The 17,925-nt window shown below is 66.0% G+C and carries 19 protein-coding genes; 7 read left to right on the top strand and 12 right to left on the bottom strand.

The window, feature by feature from the left end:
• Window positions 1–157: 157 nt before the first annotated feature.
• Window positions 158–1,393 carry an MFS transporter gene (locus J8F10_RS23940; protein ID WP_210658171.1) on the bottom strand — a complete coding sequence of 412 codons (1,236 nt, stop codon included), beginning with the start codon at window positions 1,391–1,393 and terminating at the stop codon, window positions 158–160.
• 220 nt (window positions 1,394–1,613) lie between these two features.
• Between J8F10_RS23940 and J8F10_RS23945 the strand changes: the two genes are divergently transcribed.
• Window positions 1,614–2,744: a GntR family transcriptional regulator gene (locus tag J8F10_RS23945; RefSeq protein ID WP_210658173.1), complete on the top strand. Its 1,131-nt coding sequence runs from the start codon at window positions 1,614–1,616 to the stop codon at window positions 2,742–2,744.
• Window positions 2,745–2,848: 104 nt separating this feature from the next.
• Here J8F10_RS23945 and J8F10_RS23950 read toward each other — a convergent pair whose 3' ends face one another.
• Window positions 2,849–5,503, bottom strand: coding sequence for a cation:proton antiporter domain-containing protein (locus J8F10_RS23950; protein WP_210658175.1), 2,655 nt, complete (start codon window positions 5,501–5,503; stop codon window positions 2,849–2,851).
• A gap of 590 nt (window positions 5,504–6,093) precedes the next feature.
• Between J8F10_RS23950 and J8F10_RS23955 the strand changes: the two genes are divergently transcribed.
• Entirely contained in the window at window positions 6,094–9,633 is a 3,540-nt protein-coding gene (locus tag J8F10_RS23955) for a hypothetical protein (RefSeq protein ID WP_210658177.1), read from the top strand.
• Between the two features lie 466 nt (window positions 9,634–10,099).
• Here the strand turns inward: J8F10_RS23955 and J8F10_RS23960 are convergent, their stop codons facing one another.
• The 3 genes from J8F10_RS23960 to J8F10_RS23970 are packed head-to-tail and all read right to left on the bottom strand — an operon-like array spanning window position 10,100 to window position 12,211.
• Window positions 10,100–10,861, bottom strand: a complete 762-nt coding sequence (locus J8F10_RS23960; RefSeq protein ID WP_210658179.1) for a hypothetical protein — start codon at window positions 10,859–10,861, stop codon at window positions 10,100–10,102.
• Complete coding sequence (locus J8F10_RS23965) at window positions 10,848–11,525, bottom strand: hypothetical protein (protein ID WP_210658181.1); 678 nt, start codon at window positions 11,523–11,525, stop codon at window positions 10,848–10,850. The genes J8F10_RS23960 and J8F10_RS23965 overlap by 14 nt, the downstream gene beginning before the upstream one ends.
• Window positions 11,522–12,211 (bottom strand): hypothetical protein, encoded by a 690-nt coding sequence (locus tag J8F10_RS23970; protein WP_210658183.1) that lies wholly within the window; start codon window positions 12,209–12,211, stop codon window positions 11,522–11,524. Before J8F10_RS23970 ends, J8F10_RS23965 begins: the two co-directional genes overlap by 4 nt.
• Before the next feature lie 578 nt (window positions 12,212–12,789).
• Here J8F10_RS23970 and J8F10_RS23975 point away from each other — a divergent pair.
• A complete protein-coding gene (locus tag J8F10_RS23975) occupies window positions 12,790–13,338 on the top strand; it encodes an HD domain-containing protein (protein ID WP_210658185.1) in 549 nt (182 codons plus the stop codon).
• Window positions 13,339–13,361: 23 nt separating this feature from the next.
• Here the strand turns inward: J8F10_RS23975 and J8F10_RS23980 are convergent, their stop codons facing one another.
• Together J8F10_RS23980 and J8F10_RS23985 are read right to left on the bottom strand one after the other, a co-directional pair.
• On the bottom strand, window positions 13,362–13,598 hold the full coding sequence (locus J8F10_RS23980; protein WP_210658187.1) for a hypothetical protein: 237 nt from the start codon (window positions 13,596–13,598) through the stop codon (window positions 13,362–13,364).
• 109 nt (window positions 13,599–13,707) lie between these two features.
• Entirely contained in the window at window positions 13,708–13,950 is a 243-nt protein-coding gene (locus J8F10_RS23985; RefSeq protein ID WP_210658189.1) for a hypothetical protein, read from the bottom strand.
• Window positions 13,951–14,266: 316 nt separating this feature from the next.
• Here J8F10_RS23985 and J8F10_RS23990 point away from each other — a divergent pair, with 316 nt between their 5' ends.
• From J8F10_RS23990 to J8F10_RS24005, 4 genes are all read left to right on the top strand, one after another.
• Window positions 14,267–14,437: a DUF1328 domain-containing protein gene (locus J8F10_RS23990; RefSeq protein WP_210658191.1), complete on the top strand. Its 171-nt coding sequence runs from the start codon at window positions 14,267–14,269 to the stop codon at window positions 14,435–14,437.
• Window positions 14,438–14,926: 489 nt separating this feature from the next.
• Entirely contained in the window at window positions 14,927–15,112 is a 186-nt protein-coding gene (locus J8F10_RS23995; RefSeq protein ID WP_210658192.1) for a hypothetical protein, read from the top strand.
• A gap of 347 nt (window positions 15,113–15,459) precedes the next feature.
• On the top strand, window positions 15,460–15,765 hold the full coding sequence (locus J8F10_RS24000) for a hypothetical protein (RefSeq protein ID WP_210658194.1): 306 nt from the start codon (window positions 15,460–15,462) through the stop codon (window positions 15,763–15,765).
• A gap of 12 nt (window positions 15,766–15,777) precedes the next feature.
• Window positions 15,778–16,053, top strand: coding sequence for a hypothetical protein (locus J8F10_RS24005; RefSeq protein ID WP_210658196.1), 276 nt, complete (start codon window positions 15,778–15,780; stop codon window positions 16,051–16,053).
• A 207-nt stretch (window positions 16,054–16,260) separates the two neighbouring features.
• Here the strand turns inward: J8F10_RS24005 and J8F10_RS24010 are convergent, their stop codons facing one another.
• From J8F10_RS24010 to J8F10_RS24030, 5 genes are all read right to left on the bottom strand, one after another.
• On the bottom strand, window positions 16,261–16,404 hold the full coding sequence (locus tag J8F10_RS24010) for a hypothetical protein (RefSeq protein ID WP_210658198.1): 144 nt from the start codon (window positions 16,402–16,404) through the stop codon (window positions 16,261–16,263).
• Between the two features lie 100 nt (window positions 16,405–16,504).
• Window positions 16,505–16,849 carry a phage holin, LLH family gene (locus J8F10_RS24015; protein ID WP_210658200.1) on the bottom strand — a complete coding sequence of 115 codons (345 nt, stop codon included), beginning with the start codon at window positions 16,847–16,849 and terminating at the stop codon, window positions 16,505–16,507.
• Window positions 16,850–17,052: 203 nt separating this feature from the next.
• Window positions 17,053–17,451 (bottom strand): YcbK family protein, encoded by a 399-nt coding sequence (locus J8F10_RS24020; RefSeq protein ID WP_210658202.1) that lies wholly within the window; start codon window positions 17,449–17,451, stop codon window positions 17,053–17,055.
• Window positions 17,448–17,657 carry a hypothetical protein gene (locus J8F10_RS24025; RefSeq protein ID WP_210658204.1) on the bottom strand — a complete coding sequence of 70 codons (210 nt, stop codon included), beginning with the start codon at window positions 17,655–17,657 and terminating at the stop codon, window positions 17,448–17,450. Before J8F10_RS24025 ends, J8F10_RS24020 begins: the two co-directional genes overlap by 4 nt.
• A complete protein-coding gene (locus J8F10_RS24030; protein WP_210658206.1) occupies window positions 17,654–17,923 on the bottom strand; it encodes a hypothetical protein in 270 nt (89 codons plus the stop codon). The genes J8F10_RS24025 and J8F10_RS24030 overlap by 4 nt, the downstream gene beginning before the upstream one ends.
• Window positions 17,924–17,925 lie beyond the last annotated feature (2 nt).

Genomic DNA, 17,925 nt, shown 5'->3' on the forward strand with positions numbered 1-17,925 from the left:
GCCCACGTAGTGTGGTTACGGCAGCATGAGGTTCCGCCAGACCGGTAGGAGGGAAAAGGGCGCACCCGCGGCCGGCGGCATCTCGGGCGATGGGCCGGAGTCGGGGCGCGGTGCTCCGCGGTCCGATCGGTCTTCGTCGGGCCGGGGCGGGGCGGCATCACACGCTAATGCGTTCGGGTCGTTCACGATCGGTCTCCTCAATGGATTGTAAATTCGTCCGCGGGTGGCCGAGATCGGGTACTTGGCCACTCGCGCCCAGCGAGCGGGGGCGGAGGGCGACGGCCCCTGCGGCCAACACGGCCCCGCCGGCGACGACCAGCAGCATGGCCCGCGGGAGCCCGACCGCCTCGGCCGTGAAGCCTACAAGGGGCGGGCCGACCAAGAACCCGAAGTACCCGACTCCCGTCACCAGGGCGAGCCCGCGGCCGGACGTGTCGCCCGCGGCCGCCCGGAACAGGACCGGAACGACGTTCGCGAGCCCCAGTCCGACCACCCCGCACCCGGCCGCCACCCAGCCCGGCGTTCCACCCCAGAGGCCCAGGCCGATGCCCGCCGCGGCGAGCACTCCGCCGGCGCGGACCACGGCCACGTCTCCGGCGCGCGCGGTCAACCGGTCGCCGAGGAACCGGCCCCCGGCCCAGGCCGCGGTGAACGCCCCGTATGCGAGCGGAGCGACGGCCGGCCCCGCCCCGAACGCGACGGCGAGGAGCCCGGCCCAGTCGGCCATCGCTCCTTCCAGAAACAGGCAGGCGAACGCCAGCCCGGTGAGGGCGAGAACGCGGCGATCGGCCCCAGTCGGCCGATTCGGTCCGGGCGCCGCGGGCGACGGGGCGAATCCCCGCGCCGGCCGGCCGGTCAGCAGCAGGGCCAGGGCCAGGGCGATCGTTACCGCCGCGTGCGCGAGCGGCCCGCCCCCGGCCGCCAGCGCCGCCACCCCGCCGCCCACGCCCGCCACCATCCCGACGCTAAACCACCCGTGGAACCCGGCCATGACCGGCCGCCCGAGGGCCTTCTCGCTGGCGGCCGCGGCCGCGTTCATGGTCACGTCCATCAGTCCGTGTGCCGCCCCGAAACACAGGAGCGCGAGCCCGAGGGCGGGGACCGACCCGGCCAGTAGCGGGAGCGGGAGCAAGAAGGCGTAAACCAGGCCCGCCGCCCACGCCGTCCGTCCGGGTCCGAAGCGCCCGATCGCCCGCGGAGCGAGTGCCATTCCGACGACGGACCCGAGGGCCATGCACAACAGGGCGAGGCCGAGTGCCCCGGGGGGCGCGTCGAGGGCGGCCGACTGGCGGGGCACGTGGGCCACCCAGGAGGCGGTCACGAACCCGTTCATCAGGAACCACTGCGAGACCGCCCGCCGCCGCTCGCCGGACCCGCCCAGAACCCGATCCATCGAATGCCCCTCGCTGGTGACACGGAACGCGACCTTACGCCCCACCGCGCTCTTCAATTTGTGGCGGCGGATGGTCCCGGAGGGGGAACTCGTCGGTGCCCGCCACAGGCCATTCTTCCATTGGCACTTTAGCCCGGTAATCGCCCTGTGTGTTGACAGGATGCCATTCCTGCTAAAATACCTGTCATAACAATTGTTCCACCTGTCACTGGCAGGCATCATGCCGAGTGAACCCAAGCACCGTCAGATTTCCCGCGAATTGATGACGGAAATTGCCGCGGGCCGGTACGCACCGGCCGGCCGCCTGCCGAGCGAGTCCCAGCTCGTCGCCCGGTTCGGCGCGTCCCGCCCGACGGTTGCGCGGGCACTGCGCGACCTCCAGGAGCAAGGGCTGATCGAGCGGCGGGTCGGGTCCGGCAGCTTCGTCAGCCGCCGCGCGCCGGCCGCACCCGGGGCGCTGCGGCAACTCGGGCTGCTGACGCCGGGGCTGGGCACGACGGAGTTCTTCGAGGCGGTCTGCGGCGAGCTGGCCGGACTGGCACGGGTCCACGAGTACGGCTTGTTCTGGGGCGGTGGGAGCCTCGCCGGCGCGCAGGGCGACACGTCCCCGGAGGCGGCGGAAGCGATCTGCGAGCAGATCGTCCGACGGGAGGTGAGCGGGGTGTTCTTCGCCCCGGCCGAGCAGGCGCCGCGGGCGCGGGACGTTAACCTGCGGGTGACCGAGCGGCTCCAGAAGGCGGGCATCGCGGTGGTTCTGCTGGACCGGGACGTGGTCCCGTTCCCGGCCCGGAGTCCGTTCGATCTGGTCGGGGTGGACAACTTTGCCGGAGGGTATTTGCAGGCCGACCACCTGCTCCGCCTCGGGTGCCGGCGGCCCGTCTACCTGGCCCGTCCGCTGTCGGCCCCGACCGTCGCCGCCCGCATTGCGGGGGCCCGGGAGGCGGTGATCGCCCGCGGACCGGGCGCCCCGCCGGACTTCGTGCGGATCGGCGACCCGGCCGACCGCTCCCTGGTGCGCGACTTGACCGGCGCCGGCGGCGCGGACGCGGTCATCTGCGCGAACGACCACCTCGCGGCCGAACTCTTGCGCGCCTTCGCGCGGGAGGGCGTCCGGGTACCGCGGGACGTGCAGGTGGTCGGGTTCGACGACGTTCGGTACGCGGGCCTGCTGTCCGTACCACTGACGACGGTCCACCAGCCGTGCCGGGAGATCGCGACCGCCGCGTTCCGGGCGATGCTCGATCGGGTGACCGATCCCGGGCTCCCGGCGCGGGGGGTGTCACTGTCGCCCCGGCTCGTGGTCCGGGAGTCGTGCGGGGCGTACCTCCACCGCGGGGAGGGCGGCGAGTAGCGACCGATCGGGCTCCCCTCGCCGGGTACCGCACGAGTTGGCGGGCGAGATGCCGACACGGTCGGCGCGGCGACGCGGTCCGGTCACCCCGGCTCGTTTCCGCGTCAAACCATTTTGGCCGGACTCGAAGGGGCGACCGGCGCGGCGATCACCAAAAGCTCGCTGACTTCGGACGGGGTCTCGGCGGCCAGGAGCTTGCGCCGCTTCTCGGGGTCGCCCGCGACCCGGGCGACCTGACCGAGCAGTAACAAGTGGAGGTTCGGTTGCTCGGCGGGCGTGACGAGCAGGAAGATCAGGTGGACGAGGTCCGGGGACTGCTGGTCGAACGCGACGCCGGCCGCGGACCGGCCGAACACGACCAGCGGGTTCGCGAGGTCGGGGCACCGCGCGTGCGGGATCGCGACGCCGAGCCCGAGGTTCGTTGGCAGCTCGCGCTCGCGCGCGATGGCCAGGGCCGCGACGTCGGCACCGGCCGGCAGGTAACCCGCGGGGATCCGGGCCGACATTTCGGCGATCGCCTCCTCGGGCGTCCGGCCCGAGAGGTTCAGCAGGTCGCGGTCCGTCACCACCAGGTCGTGTAAGACGAGTTGCTGGTGGCGCGGGTACTCGTCCTCGATCCGGCCGACGACCTGTTCGAGGAGGTCCTCGATGGTGACGATACCCACGGGGCTCTCGTGGTCTCGGACCAGACCCAAAGTGGCGCCCTCCCGCTGGAAGTAGACCAGCGTCGATTCGACGTCGTCATCGGGCCGAACCGTTCCCAGCGGCCGGATCAGGGCGGTCCACGAGCCGCCCGAGTGGAGCCCGATCAGGTCCTTCGCCAGCAGGTAGCCGACGGGCAGCCCGGTCTCGGCCGACACCACCGGCCACCGCGAGAACCGCTGCAGCCCGACCTGCCGCCGGACCTCGTCCAGGGTGGCCGCGGTCGACAGGCGCCGGACCCGGGTCCAGGGGACCATGATCTTGCGCACCGGGCGCGCGCGGAGGCTCGACACGTTGTCGAGAATGAGCCGCGTGCGGATGTCGCGGACGGCGGTCTCGATCGACTCCCGGCCGGCCCCGGTGTCCGAGAGCACGAGCCGGGCGAGGGCCACCGCGGCCTCGGCCTCCTCGAAGATCGCGGCCGTCACGCCGGCCTGTTCCAGTTCCTCCCGCTCGCGCAGGTAGTGCGCCCGCACGAACGTCTTCAGTTTGGGGTTCAGGTTCCGGGCCGCGGCGACGATCGCGGCCCGGGCCGAGGCGTGCGGGAGCGTTAGCACCAAGTGCGACGCGCGGGCCACACCGGCGCCCTCCAAAATGGACTCCCGGGACGCATCGCCGAAAACGGCCGTTTGCCCCAGGCGCCGCAGCTCGGCCACGGTATCCAGGTTCGTGTCGATCACGACCGTGGTCAGCCCCGCGTCGCGGAGCAGGCGGTCGACCGTCCGACCGACCGGCCCGAACCCGACGACCACGGCCAGCCGGGTGCCCCGGGTCGCGTGGGTCGCCATCTGTTCAGCGACCTCGGTATTGGCTCGGGTAACGCTCCGTTCGGCCCGGCTGTTGAGTAAGGCCCAGAGGCGGGGGCGCCGCCGCAGCCACCGCTCGATGCGGTCCAGGGAGCGGAACAGGATCGGGTTGACGGTAATCGAGAGGATCGCCGCGCCGACGAGGACGTTGTGCCCGTCCTCGGGCATCAGCCCGTGCTTGTGGGCCAGTTCGGAGAGGATGAACGAGAACTCGCCGATCTGCGCGAGCCCCAGCGCCACCGTCAGTGCGGTGCGCGAGGAGTGCCCGAGCACCGCGACGACGAGTACGGCGACGAGCGGCTTGACGAGCAGGATGACGCCCAGTGCGGCGAGCATCATCAGGGGCTCGCGGAGCAGGAACGTGGGGTCGAAGAGCATGCCCACGGAAACGAAGAACAGGACCGCGAAGGCGTCGCGGAGCGGGAGCGCGTCGGCCGCGGCCTGGTGGCTGACCGGGGACCGGGCGACCATCATCCCGGCGAGGAACGCGCCCAGGGCCATCGACGCCCCGAAGAGCACGAACGACCCGGCCGCGAGCGCGACGGAGAAGACCATGATCGTCAGTGTGAACAGCTCGCGGGACCGGAGCCGGGCGACCTGCGTGAGGGCCCACGGGACGACCCGCGACCCCGCGAACATCACGACCGCGACGAGCGCGCCCAGTTTGAGCAGGGCGACCGCGACGGCGACCAGTGGGTCCGTCCCGGTGCCACTTTCCGGGACCGGCGCGGCGGGGCGCCCCAGGACGGGAATCATGACCAAAACGACCACGGTCAGCACGTCTTGCACGAGCGACCACCCCACTGCGGTGTGCCCGGCCGGTGAGGTCAGCACGTCGGCGTCCATCAGCACGCGCATCATCACGACCGTGCTCGCGACGGACATAGCCACGCCGATCACGATCCCGGTCCGCGTCTCCATTCCGAACCCGACGAACAGGGCCGCGCCGACCGCGGTCGCGGCGAGGCACTGTACCACCGCGCCGGGGACGGCGATGGCACGGACGGCGATCAGATCCTCGACGTGGAAGTGGAGGCCGACACCGAACATGAGCAGGATGACCCCGACCTCGGCCAGTTGGTGGGCCAAGTTCAGATCGCCCTGGAACCCGGGCGTGTGCGGCCCGATCAGCACCCCGGCCAGCAGGTACCCGACGATGGGCGAGAGCCGGAGCCACTGGGTCAGTAGCCCCAGCACCCAGGCCGCGGTGAATCCCGCGGCGATGGTCGCGATGAGGGGAAATTCGTCCATGCGTCGTCGTTCCTGGTTGCGAAGCCGTACCGTCGGGGAGTCGCCGTGAGAACCCGCGGGCGCCCGGCGCGAGCGCCCCCACCCGGTACACGATACGAGTGCGGGGTGACTCACCAAATATCTCCCCGGCCCGGGCACCGGCGGTGGCGCTCGGCCCCACAGGTGAAGACGGACGGGCGGGCCCGGTAGTTGACCGCAAGATCGTCGCCCTTCGCAGCACCCTGCGAGAACAACTGATCGGCTGGGTTCCGAGTTTGAGATCCGTGCGGTCGGGGACGATCGACCGGACGGCATTTGAGCCGGGGACGTGACGCGGCGCAGAATGCTGAGCCGGGCGCGAACCGGTTGCGCGCCGCCCGCAATCTCACCCAAAACGGCTCGCTCACCTATGATGGATGTTTCCGACCCGCACTCGGGAGCGGATCGACCGTCCCCACGAGCGGGCGCCATACGACCCTCTCCAAGGGCCGGATATCCGGCCCGGCCCACCAGCTACGTCCCGGGGGCGGTCCGGTTCTCCGCGAGCCGGGCGCCCCGAACTGGGTCGCGCGGCCCGGACCCGAACCCGGACCCCACAGGAGAGCCCGGCGATGAGATTTGAAGAACTCGGCCGGATCCTGCGCGACCTCGACCCGGCCGCCGTCCTCGTCGACCAACCCGTCCTCGCCCGGGTCGTCCAGCAGGTGACCGGGCTCACCTGGGCGGTCTGGCGCGTGCCCCACAGCCACTGTTTCGTGGTCGACCGGTTCACCCTGTTCAAGCACGCCGACCCGGAGGAGCTCTACCTCCCCTCGGACCACTCGCTGCCCCAGCACGTCCTCCTGCTCGAGCGCCCGTCCCCCGAAGCGCTCTCCGGGAACCGCGACGACCTGCTCGGTCGGTACTGGCGGCTCCTGTTCCATGCGTCCGTCCACCGGGAACTCGGGCAGCGGCTGGAGGGCCTCACCCCGGCCGGGCTCCGGGAGCGGATCGAGGCGATCGGGCCGGCCGAGTTCGAGGAGGTCCGGAACGTCCTTCAACAGGACGGGCAGCTCGCCCCGACCGCCGACGACCGGGCCGCGTATTTCGAGTTCGCGGCGCACTTCTTGGAGCTCCGGTTCTTCAACCCGGCCCTGATTCCGGTGTGCTTCCCGGGGCTGTCGGCGGCCCCGGTGGCGGCGGCCCTGGCCGGGGACGTGGACGGACTCGGACTGTTCCTCCAGACCCGCCCGCCGGGTGCCCCGGACCCGGCCCCGCGGACCGACGACCAGTCGGACGAGTCCCACGACTTCTACCACAAACTCACGCGACAGGCCCGGCGCGCCGGCGCGGGCGGCGACACGGTCGCGGCGGCGATCCTCCACACCCGTGCCGCCCGGGTCGCCCCGGTGGCCCTCACGGTCCCGGCACAAGAGGCCGCGCGCGCGGACATCCACGCCCTGGTCGCGCGCCTCGGCCGGGCCCTCGAGCCGACCGAAACCGAGGCCGAGAGCTGGCGCCGGGTGCTGCCGACCCTCCTCGACAAGGCCGACCAGGGCACCCGGCCGGTCGAGGCCGCGATCCTGTACGACCTCCAGCGGGCCTGCCGCGACCACGAGGACGTGATCTACGCTCTGGACGCGGCCGAGTGGCTGATGTCCGCGGGGAAGCGCCCGGTCCGCCGGCCCCTGGACAGCGAGCGGTTCGTCCGCGTCCCGGCGCAGCTCCGCAAGGCCACCCACCGGCTGACCGCGGCCCGCCTCAGCGACGCGGACCGGCAGGCCCTCGCGGCCCTGTTGCGCGGGGCCCTCGACCGCGCCGAGGCCCGGCTCCGCCAGCGGTTCCGCCCGGTCCTGACCGACGCGCTCCACGACGCCGGGCTGCAGCCCGCGGCGCTGCCCGAACGGGCGGCCCTCGAGAAGGCGGTCGAAGAGCTGCTCGACCGCATCTCGTCGGCCGGGTTCCTCCGGTTCGCCGACGTCCGGGACGCGCTCGCGCGCGGGCAGATGAAGCTCCCGGACCTGAGCGGCGCGCCAGAGTACCTGGGCGCCGACCCCCTGCTGCGGCTGGACAAGCGCCTGGCCGCCCAGATGGACGGGGTGTACCGGCGGGGCGAATCGTACACCCGGCTACTGGAGGGCGCGACGGCGATCGCGTTCGGCACCCGGTCCGGGCGCTGGGCGGTCACGAACGTCGCGGTCCCGTTCCTCGGGGCGTTCCTGCTGGCCGAATTCGTTTGGATGCTCGTGTTCGACCGGCGCGCGGCCGGGGCGCTCGCGGACGGGGAACCCGAGCCGTCGTTCTTCGGCGGGTGGAACGCGGAGTGGTGGTTCCACCTCGGGTGGGTACTACTGGGGGCGTTTTTCTTGACGGCCGTCCGCTCGGCCGCGGTCCGGGCGGCCGTGTCGTCGACCCTGCGGGCGGGGTACCGGGGCGCCCGGTTCGTGTGCTGGGACCTGCCGATGCGCGTGTGGAACACCCCGTGGGCGCGGGCGCTCGTCGCCAGTGCCGGGGTGCAGACCCTGCTGAACCTCGGCCTCAAGCCGCTGGCCCTCAGTGGGGTTCTCTGGATCGCGTTCCGGCAGCAGTTGTGGGACGGCGGGTGGGCGGCCCGGGGCGTCACGTTCGCGGCCGCCGTATTCGCGGTGAACAGTCGGCCGGGGCGGGCGGTCGAACAACTGTTGCTGGCCGCCGCCCGCGAGGTTCTGGAGCTGCTCGGGTCCGTCCCGGCCATTCTGGAGTGGGTGAACGACCTGTTCCGGGACCTGCTGTACGCCCTCGAGTGGGCGCTCGCCCGGGCCGAAGACTGGCTCCGGCTCCGCGGGCGCGGGGGGGCGTTCTCGGTTACCGTGCGGGTGCTCGCCGGGCTGATCTGGATGCCGTTCGCGTTCCTGGTGCGGTTCTACACGGTCGTCCTGATCGAGCCCATGATTAACCCGCTGAAGCTCCCGCTCACGCTGTTGTGCGCGAAGTTCGTCTACCCGCTCCTCCTGCTGTCGCCCCAGATCCTGGTGCGGGACCCGGGCTCCCCCCTCGGGTACGGTTCGCCGCTGGTCGCGCCGCTCGCCCCGTACCTCGGCGAGGCGCTGGCGTTCCTGTTGGTAATGGGCACCCTGTGGCTGCTGCCGGACGCGCTCACCTACTTGGTCTGGGAGATGCGGGAGAACTGGCGCCTGTTCCGTGCGAACCGGCCCGCGGCCCTAAGAGCGGCCGCGGTCGGGCCGCACGGGGAGACGGTGAAGGGATTGGTCCACCGCGGGTTCCACTCCGGGACGCTGCCCCGGCTGTACGCCCGGCTCCGGGGCGCCGAGCGGGAGGCCGCCCGGACGGACAACTGGCGGGACGCCCGGACGCACCGCCAGGCCCTCCGGGAGCTGGAGGAGGCGGTCCGCCGGTTCGTCACGCGCGAGCTGGTCGCGGTTCTCAATCCCGGCCCCGGGAGCGCGGGGTGGGGCGGCCCGGCCCTGAAGGTCGGGGACATTCACCTGAGTACGAATCGCATCCGGCTCGAGTTGATCGCCGGGGGAGCTGGCGAACCCGCCTGGCTCGAGTGGGAGGACCGGTCCGGTTGGCTGGTCGCGGGGTGGGTCGGGGCCGGGTTCCTGACCGATCTCGCTCCCGGTCCGGCCCGGGAGCTCGAGAACGCCCTGGTCTACCTGCACCGCCGGGCCGGGGTCGATTTGATCCGCGAACAGGTGCGGATCGTGCTACCACCGACGGCTCACTTCGATGTGGCCCCGAACGGCCTGCTGGTGTGGTACGGGTCGCGCGAGGCGTCCCCGCCGGTGCTCTACGACCTGTTCGATCCGGGGGCCGAGTTGCGGCCGCTCACCCCGGCGGGCCGGCGCCTGGTTCTCGGTCCAACGTTGGAAACCCGTCGGTTAGTGTTCGGCAGAGTTGAACTGACGTGGGCCGAGTGGGTGAGCGTTTGGACCACCCACCCGGATCCCGCACCCGCCGCGACGGACCGGCCCACCCGTCCGAGATTCGGCCCGGCGGACGTCGCTCTGAGTCTGCTGCCGCAGGGGGCGCCCGCAGTACCTTCCGACGCGGAGCCCGCCCGCGCGCTCCCGTCACCCGCGCCCGAGGTTCTGCGAGAAGACTCACCCGCGCGGCCGGATCGGTATCCCGAAGGAGCGGGGCGCGAAGCTGAAAAAGGATCTGGCGAGTGAGCGGAAGTGGGGCGCGAAGCTTCTGGAAGCGGCACAAGACCCGCAGCAACGTTCAAAAGACTTGCGCCCCGAATCCCGACGCCGTTCTTTCCCAACTCGGGACCGGCGCGTCGCTCTTCAAACTCGTGGGTACGGTGTCGATCGCCGTACCGGTTGAGCCGTGACCGGATTGACATCAACAACGATACGGGATGGCGACCTACTAACAGGCAAACGCAAACGCCGCAAGGTATTACCCTTGCGGCGTTTGCGTTCAGCGAGGACGACGGGACTCGAACCCGCAACCACCGGATCGACAGCCGGATACTCGCTACCACGCCCTCTCGGCGTAACCTGGCTTGGGTGTTTGGTTTAGATCGCGTCACAGGCATTCAGAAGACGCCGCGACTTCCCACATTTTATCCTGTTTTGGTACGGAATGCGATGCTTTCTGTACCGGATTCTGTACCCGCCGCGCACATCAACTTCACTGCGGTGGAGGTGGTGGAGCCTCTACCATCGGTAAATCTCGGGTTCTCAATCGCCTCTCAAGCTCTGCCTCATAGGGTGCGACCTTCCCTTGTAGGACCTCAAGATTTTTCTCGATTTTCTCTAGCTGGCCGTCTTGAGTAAATTCTTTTCCAGCAGCTACGTGAGAGCTCTTGGCCGCTCGAAGCTGCTCTGCCTCGCCGTCTAATTTCTTAATGTCCGCCCTTCCTTGAGCGACTAACCACTCCAAATCAGTATCTGATGGCCACGCGTGATCATCGAAACCCATCTCCGCGAACGCACTGAAGATACGGGTATGTAATGCCCTCTGAAAATCGGCGCTGAGTGCCGCAATTCGGTGCCCATCAACAAACTGTTGACGGGCATCTGCTCGTGTCGGAATTTCGATCGTGTGAAACGAGTCGAGGCGTGCGCAAAATCTGCCTGATTCGCCGGGGAGTTGCCCTAAATAAAACTGGTCAGGAGACCCGTCGCCGTCCCTCTGGACCGTCATGAAATCTATGACTTTTTCAAAGGTGTTCACCGAGTGCGGCACACCCTCTGAGTATTCTTTCACGCCGACAACGATGATTTGTGGTTTGTGTGCAAGAACGCACGGACGAGAAACGACGAGGCAAAACTTGAATTTGGTAGCAGCGGCCTCAGTGCCGTTCGCTCGGGTTAGGAACAGCGTGACGCCACGCAAAATATCCCCTTGTGAAAGGGGATATCCCAACACGGGCGACTCAACGATCGGCATGGTTGGATTCGCTGTACCGCTTGAAGGCCGCGCGGACTTCGTACCCTTCTGGCGTCCATCCAAATTCGGTAGGCTCAGGGAAGTCGGCGACCGGATACGATTCGACTTCCGAAGTCATATTCGTGCTTTCCGTCTCCAGCAAGGGCGCGGTTGCCGCTAACGGCCCTACGCCTTCACAGGTATTGGGCACGACTGGCACAGGCAGACAGTTGGGCGAAGGCAGTACCAAAGCATTTCGTGGTGCCGGGAGCGAGAGACGGCCACTCCCGTGCCCCGTGCTAATCTGGCAGCATGCCTCGACAGCTGCAAGCGACCCGCAGCCACCCTTCGCCGTCATCTCTTGCAGCGCTCCCCACAGGCCGTTGGCCGCATCATGGAACGCAGTGAAAGAGGTGAGCATCAGTTGACGAACTTCATCGTCAGTGAGCTCAAGAGACTTGGCCTTAGTTCTGAGCAACTGGAGCCCGGTCCACAAAAAATTCCGTGCATCCTCCGACGTACTCGCCATCGGATCGAAAACCCACAACCCCTGCATGCAAATCACGTCCTGAACTGGCTCACGAGCCGGCAGATCAGGATCTCGGTGCGAAGGAGGAGAAGACCGGGTTTTGGCGGTGAGGGAAGGAGTATCCCAAGGGGTCTTGCGTTTTCTCGATTTAGTCATGACTGATCCCCTTGAGCCACATCGCCGAGAAGTTCATTCCCGAAACGTTGCCGGATGGCGGTTAATTTTTTCTCCGTTCGACCAATGACCTCCGCCAGCAGCTTTAGCGCCGACGGAGACATGTTGAAAGTATTCAACGTCTCGTTCCCGTCTGTGTCACACTCCGTTACTCGCAGTTGCACTGTCGGTACGTATCCGACGATTTCCTCTTCCGCCCCGCTCTCGTTACGCTTGAACACCGGGCGAAGTTCGCAGACGGAGCGGAAGGACTCCGCAAGGGGAGATACAGTTTGAAGATAGCGCACTTTCAGAGCCCGTGCACGTTCAGGCTTTTGTGTGAGCATGGCCACAAGGGCTTTGCGCTTTGCATCGAGGCTCGATAGCGCGCCCTTTTCTTCGGGGTACTGCTCCAGAAATTGACGCATGTCGTCAATGATTTCATCCGGCGGGTGCCCCTCCTCAACGACGGTGAGAAGAAACTGGCCCACCAACGTCACCGACGAGGCCGCCTCCTGTTCCAGCCGAAGACGTTCCGCTACTTTTTGAGCGAAATTCGGCCGCCCAAGAGAGACCGATTCGCCGGTGCCGAGCAACTCATCCAGTGCCTGAATTTGACCCTCATCCAGCCGCAAAAGCGCGCGCACGTCCTTGAGCGATTGCTTAGGCAAGAAGAGGTGTCGTTGCACGTCGGTCTCCCTTCAGGTCCGAGCGGGCGAAAGCTCCGAGACCGGCACGGGTCGCAGCGTCATGGTACCAATCGGCGAGCGGCGGGACTACCCGCCGCACAATGTTTGCCACCCCCCCACTACCCACGACAGGTACGGTGGTGACGGCAGAAGATGCCAAATTAGCTGCTGTGCGGACAACTCGCACTGGCCGTTCTGACGGCACAGATGCCTTCCCCTCATTAGAGCGGTATCGCCATCGCTGGGTTCACAACACTCTTCCTGACGCACGAGCATCTGCTGGCCGCCACCTGCCGGGATGCGTGATGGAGAACAGGTATGCCCAAAGGGGTGTTTCCTGTCGAGATCGACTGGACGTGACAAATGGGCGTAATCGCCCGAAGCGGTCGGCAGGACTTCGGTCGCACTGCTGACACCGACAGCACGAATCCTCTTGCGCGAAACTCCGTCCTGTGCCATTCTCTGGCTCATGCGAGTGACGTTTCCCTTTCCCAACAGGCTTTTCCGTGCAGCGGGTGCTGGTCACTCGCAAAGTACACTCGTGCCCGCTGCGCCGAGGAGCATGGAAGAGAGGTGAAATGAAACAGCCGCTGACTGATCTTCCAACGCTTGCCCTCGGCTTCGCTACGTGTGCCCATCACCAACAGAAGCGGAAGTACACGGGTGAGCCCTACGTCAACCACTGCTCAAGCGTTGCCCGCATCGTCGCCGAGTACACCTCGGACGAAGCCGTGATCGCCGCAGCCATCCTGCACGATGTGCTGGAAGACACCGAAGTCACTGAGTCCGAACTTCGGAACGTGTTCGGCGAGCGAGTCGCCGCGCTGGTGGCCGAGGTGACCGACCCTATAGTCGAGGGGAACCGTGCGGTGCGAAAGCAGGCCGCCCGTGAGCACCTGGCCCGCTCGTCACCGGAAGGGGCGACGATCAAGCTGGCCGACCTGATCGACAACACGTCCAGCATCGTGGCGCACGACAAGGGTTTCGCGCGAACGTATCTCGGTGAGAAGGGAATACTGCTCGAAGTGCTTCGGCACGGCGACTCGGCCCTGTGGAAGCGTGCCTTCGAGAGGCTTCAAGCCGCACAGCGAGAATTGGTCCAGCATCGGCTCGGCGAGGGCGCATGAGCACGATCGTCCGCGCGCCGCAGCTACTCCAACCGCCCGAAGACCTGACGCGCGAGTCGGTTGTTGTGAGCCCAGATGTCCGAGCGCGCCAACCGCTTCAGAGTGGCCTCGACCTGTTCTGGCGGTACACTCGGGGCGCGCAACACACTCCACCCTTCACCGATTGCCTCGGCCCCTTCGCGCGTCGAGCACTCCTCCACACCCCACTCGGGGAGTTCGACGACGAACCTGCCGTTTTCCTCGCGGATAGTGGGGCTCACAGTGATCAACCTCTTCAGCGGGTCTGCTCAAAATACTGTGAATTCTCGAGCCTCCGCAAAGGCGTGTCCAAGTCAGTTGCGGAAGCGGTTCGGGAAAAGATGATTACCGCTACCCTGCGACCCGCACTCTCCTCGCCATCGTGACCCACACCACAGGTGGCTGCTCGGTCACGTTGGTCACGAATAGCCACACCTCGTTCTTACCCGACTCGCGCATGGGAACCCGCGATCCCGGTACGAGGTTCAATCGCTGCCAGTCGTCGATCCCGAGGCGCAAGCGCAGGCCCTCGTCGGTTGCGACGACGTAAGCCCACATCTCCGAACCGTTCAACGTCAGAAGCACGCTACCCATAACCCGCGCCCTCGAGGTGAGTATACCTAAGTGCGCTATAGCGGTTGGGAAAGCAAATCGGATTGCGGGATTTCTGCGGTCAAAGTGGTAGGTTTGCGCAGTGCTGGGAAGTGAACGTATCGGCTTGGGAAGGCATCTGCCTGAAAACGAAAATAGCGGGGTGACACGCGGTGGGCCGTCGCCCATTCAACCCGCTGCGGTCACCCCGCCAGCAAAGTAATGAGCAAATGCCGGACCGGTTCTTAGCGTGTGGCCTTAGAAATGCACTCAGTCCCTCGGTTTCGAGCGGAAAAGAATACTAACGGGCGAGACGATCATGTTGCGCTGGGCCATCCTGTTTTTCATCGTGGCGATTATTGCTGCCGTGTTCGGGTTCGGGGGGATTGCCGCAGAGGCCGAGGGGATCGCGAAGATTTTGCTGGTCATCTTCCTGATCCTGGCCGTGGTCGCACTGATTTTTGGACGCAAGGGACCAAGCGTGCCGTAATCCGAAACAGAACCGCCCAGGTCGGGGAAGCAAGGGCGCACGGGGCGGCCTCACCCAACCTGGGCGGCGTCCCGAGGGCGAGCCGGGACAGTACGTGCAGCATTCCGGCGGCCGGGTCGCGGTCGCGGCGAGGGCGGGTGTGTTAGTGGCAGCGAAGGCTATACGGTAGGCGTGACACAATCCTATCAGGAAAGTTGCGAAGGAAAGATGAGAAGGCCGGGGGATTCTTTCCGATTCTGAATTTTGCGACTGTGGCACGAATTGTGAGACCCTGTTCAGGAAATTTCCGGGTCTCTTTGTTCTTTACGCGTAAGCCGCGGTCTCAGGCCGAGTATTCTCACCTCGGGTCGGCCGCGATCATTACACTGAATGGGCGACAGTGTGGTGGTTTAGCGGCCGACCTTTTTTTGCGCGCACTTCACCACCCACGTCCACAACCCTTGTGCCACTACAATAACTCGGCCCTTCCATTCATCTCCTGAGGCGATCATGGCGCGGAAGTACGATCCAGAGAAGCTCAAGCAAGCAGCGGCTGATTGGGACGTTCACCACGCTCTCGTGGCCGCGGTCCGGCGGCTCGTCCGCCTGGCCGGTGGTCCACAAGAGGCCAAAGACGTGATCGACGCCGTAGCGGCCGCGGACGCACTGGAAGAGGAGAAAGAAGAGGGGGCGTAAGCACCGCTTCGAGAAACGAAAACGCCCGCCGTCCCCAATGGAGGATTGGCGGGCTCTGTTGTTAACTCACTTCACGGGCGGCTTCTTCGGCAAACCGCACCGAGGATCTTTCGGTGGCGGGCTGCACCGACAATGGCCGAGACAGTACGTGCATCGGCGGCACGTCTCGCCCTGACACCGGCACGTGGTCTGTTCGCCTTTCAGACAACAAAAACAGGTCTTCATGACGATCCTCCTTTGCCTCCAGCAGAGCGCGAAAAGGAAGAAAGCGCAATCCACGTTGAGCGATTTTTCCGGTTGCGCGATCCGCCGCGCTATGCCACCCTGCGTGCCGAAAGAGAGGTGGTATGTCCCAGGAGAAGAACCAAGAAAACAAAAAGGAACCCGCCATTCGGTTTCAACCGGGCACCGTGGTTGCCACCATCGGCGCGACGCAGATCGCCAACCACTTCCAGATGGCCGAAATGCTCCGCCGTCACTTGCACGGCGATTGGGGAGACGTGGACCCCGAAGACGCAAAAGCCAACGAGCACGCGGTCAAATTCGGGGAGCGAATCCTGTCGAGCTACAAAACGGAAAGCGGCGAGAAGCTGTGGGTTTTGACCGAACACGACCGGAGCGCGACAACGATCCTAACGCCTGGCGAATATTGATCTGCGGGGCGTATGATCTCCCGCCTCCACCTCGGCTCCTCTCCCTCCTGCGGCAATGCCAGCGTCACCCAGTGCTCGACGTTCAAGCGGAAGCTGCGTGAGACCATTGGGCGCGTGGAAGGCGCGAGCCTGTTGACGGTTCAGCACGACCAGCGAATGGTGGTGGAAGTGGTCTACCCGAGCGACAACCCGCTCGCCGAGGCGTGGGCGAAAGAGGCCAAGGAAGTCGCGGAGAGCGTGTGGAAGCTGGTTGAGCACTCGAACACTCGGCAGATGCTCCGCGGGTAACTTATTCCCAGTGAATACGCCCCCTGACTTGCCTTCCCGTCGCCGTCGCGTCGTCCTCGAAGTCCGGGGTTCGGAGGCGGTAAAGCGCGAAGCGCTTAAAATGCCGCCGCAGACCCCGGACGGAGAGGCGATGCAGAGGCGGCGGTGAAGGCCTGTCTTGGAAGCCATCCTTGAGCCTGAGCCGAGTCCGAGAAGGTGGGGTTCGCCTCACAGCGGGATACTCGTCACGAAGTGGAACATGCCGGCCGCCACCAAGCCGCACAGCACGCATTCCTCAACGAAGCTGAACTCGATGGGCTTCGCGCGCCGAACTTCGGCGTAGTTGATCCGGTCTGCGAAGCTCGTCTTCATTTCGGGGGAATCGGGATCGTCACCCGAAAGATCTCGCACCCGGTCAGTGAGATGACGGAGATCGTCAGGAGCACGAGGAGTGGGAACACCATCAACCGGATCATTTTCCTGTTTTCATCTCGGCCACAGCCATTTCGATAGCGCTGTGGATCGCACTGACGACGATGTTGCGACCGCGCTGCTGAAGGCCTTTGATCACCACCTTCTTCGCGGCCTTGAATTTGTCCTCGCCACTGCCCCCCGTAGCTTCGGCGGCTTTAACGGCTTCGGCGGCCAGGTCCAGCAGCAAGTCGCCACCGCCTTCCATGATGAGCGTGCTGGTGGCTTTCAGGGCTTTGGCGACACGGGCGCTGACGCCAGCGAACCACAATTTGATGATCGATAATATGTCCATGGTCAGTCCTTTCAGTTGGATTGTTGGTCTTTGGCCCACGGTGGAGGCCACGCGGATTGCATTTCGGGTATTTGGGGAGGAGGTGGTTCTTTCTCTTTTCGTAACACCTCAATCAGCCCGATCATGGAAACACCTGCTATCGCGATAGCTTCTTTCTGCTCAGGCGTGAGTTCGAACCCCATCATGACCAGGAGTATCGTTAACCCACGCCACGTGCTGGGCTCTTTGAGCCGTCTGATAAGCCATGTCATTTGCTACCACTCCCTTGCAGTGCCGGTATCGGCGTGAACAAAACTGTTGTAATGCACCCCGAAGCCGGTGAATCCTGCTGACTTCAGCACCGAGAGCAGTTCCTGCTTGGTAAAAAGCATGCGTCCGCTGCGGGAGCAGAGCGAAATGTCAAACGCGCGTCCATGTAAGTGCATGGAGTGCGGGGCTCCTCCGATGCGGCGGTTGTACTGCTCGCTGCGATATCCGGAGTTGATGATAAATGGCTTGCCCGCGCGGGTTCGGGCATCTTGCAAGCGATCCAGCGCGTCGAAGTCGATCATGATGGCCTGTGTTCCTTTGCAGGCAATTTCGGCGGGCGTGAAGTCCGGCCAGCGCCAAATTTCTGCGGGAACGTCACGGAAGTGTGGATAGTAGTGTTTCACATGCTGTCTTTCACGGTGAGTTGCGTCAGTGCGGCGGGCGGGAGTTGGAGAATCACCTGTGCGTACCCGTCGAGCCGGGCCTGTTCCTGGGCCGCGTTGACCAGGTACTTGATCGCCACCCCGCTCACGAGCCCGAACGTGAGAAACGTGACGAGCTGACCGAACATGAGGGTGCGGAGCACGAACCGCGTGGCGACCCGGGTCACGGCTCGATACCCAGGAGCTTGCGCAGGAACGCGATGGCCCTGTTCTCGTCGATTTTTCCCCCCATAACGGTCCCCGCGATTAAGAATCCCAAACATAAGCTCGACCACTTTACCTTGATCATTTCAAATGTGAACCATTTCTTTTGCTGGCTCTCGCTGGCCTTCTCGAAGGACTGCTCGAGATCGTCCACGCGGCGCTCCAGGCCGTCGAGTCGGATCTCGTGCTTGGCGGTGCGTTCATAAATCTCTCGTTCGTGAGGGGGCATGA

Source organism: Gemmata palustris, assembly GCF_017939745.1.
Taxonomy (GTDB): Bacteria; Planctomycetota; Planctomycetia; order Gemmatales; family Gemmataceae; genus Gemmata; species Gemmata palustris.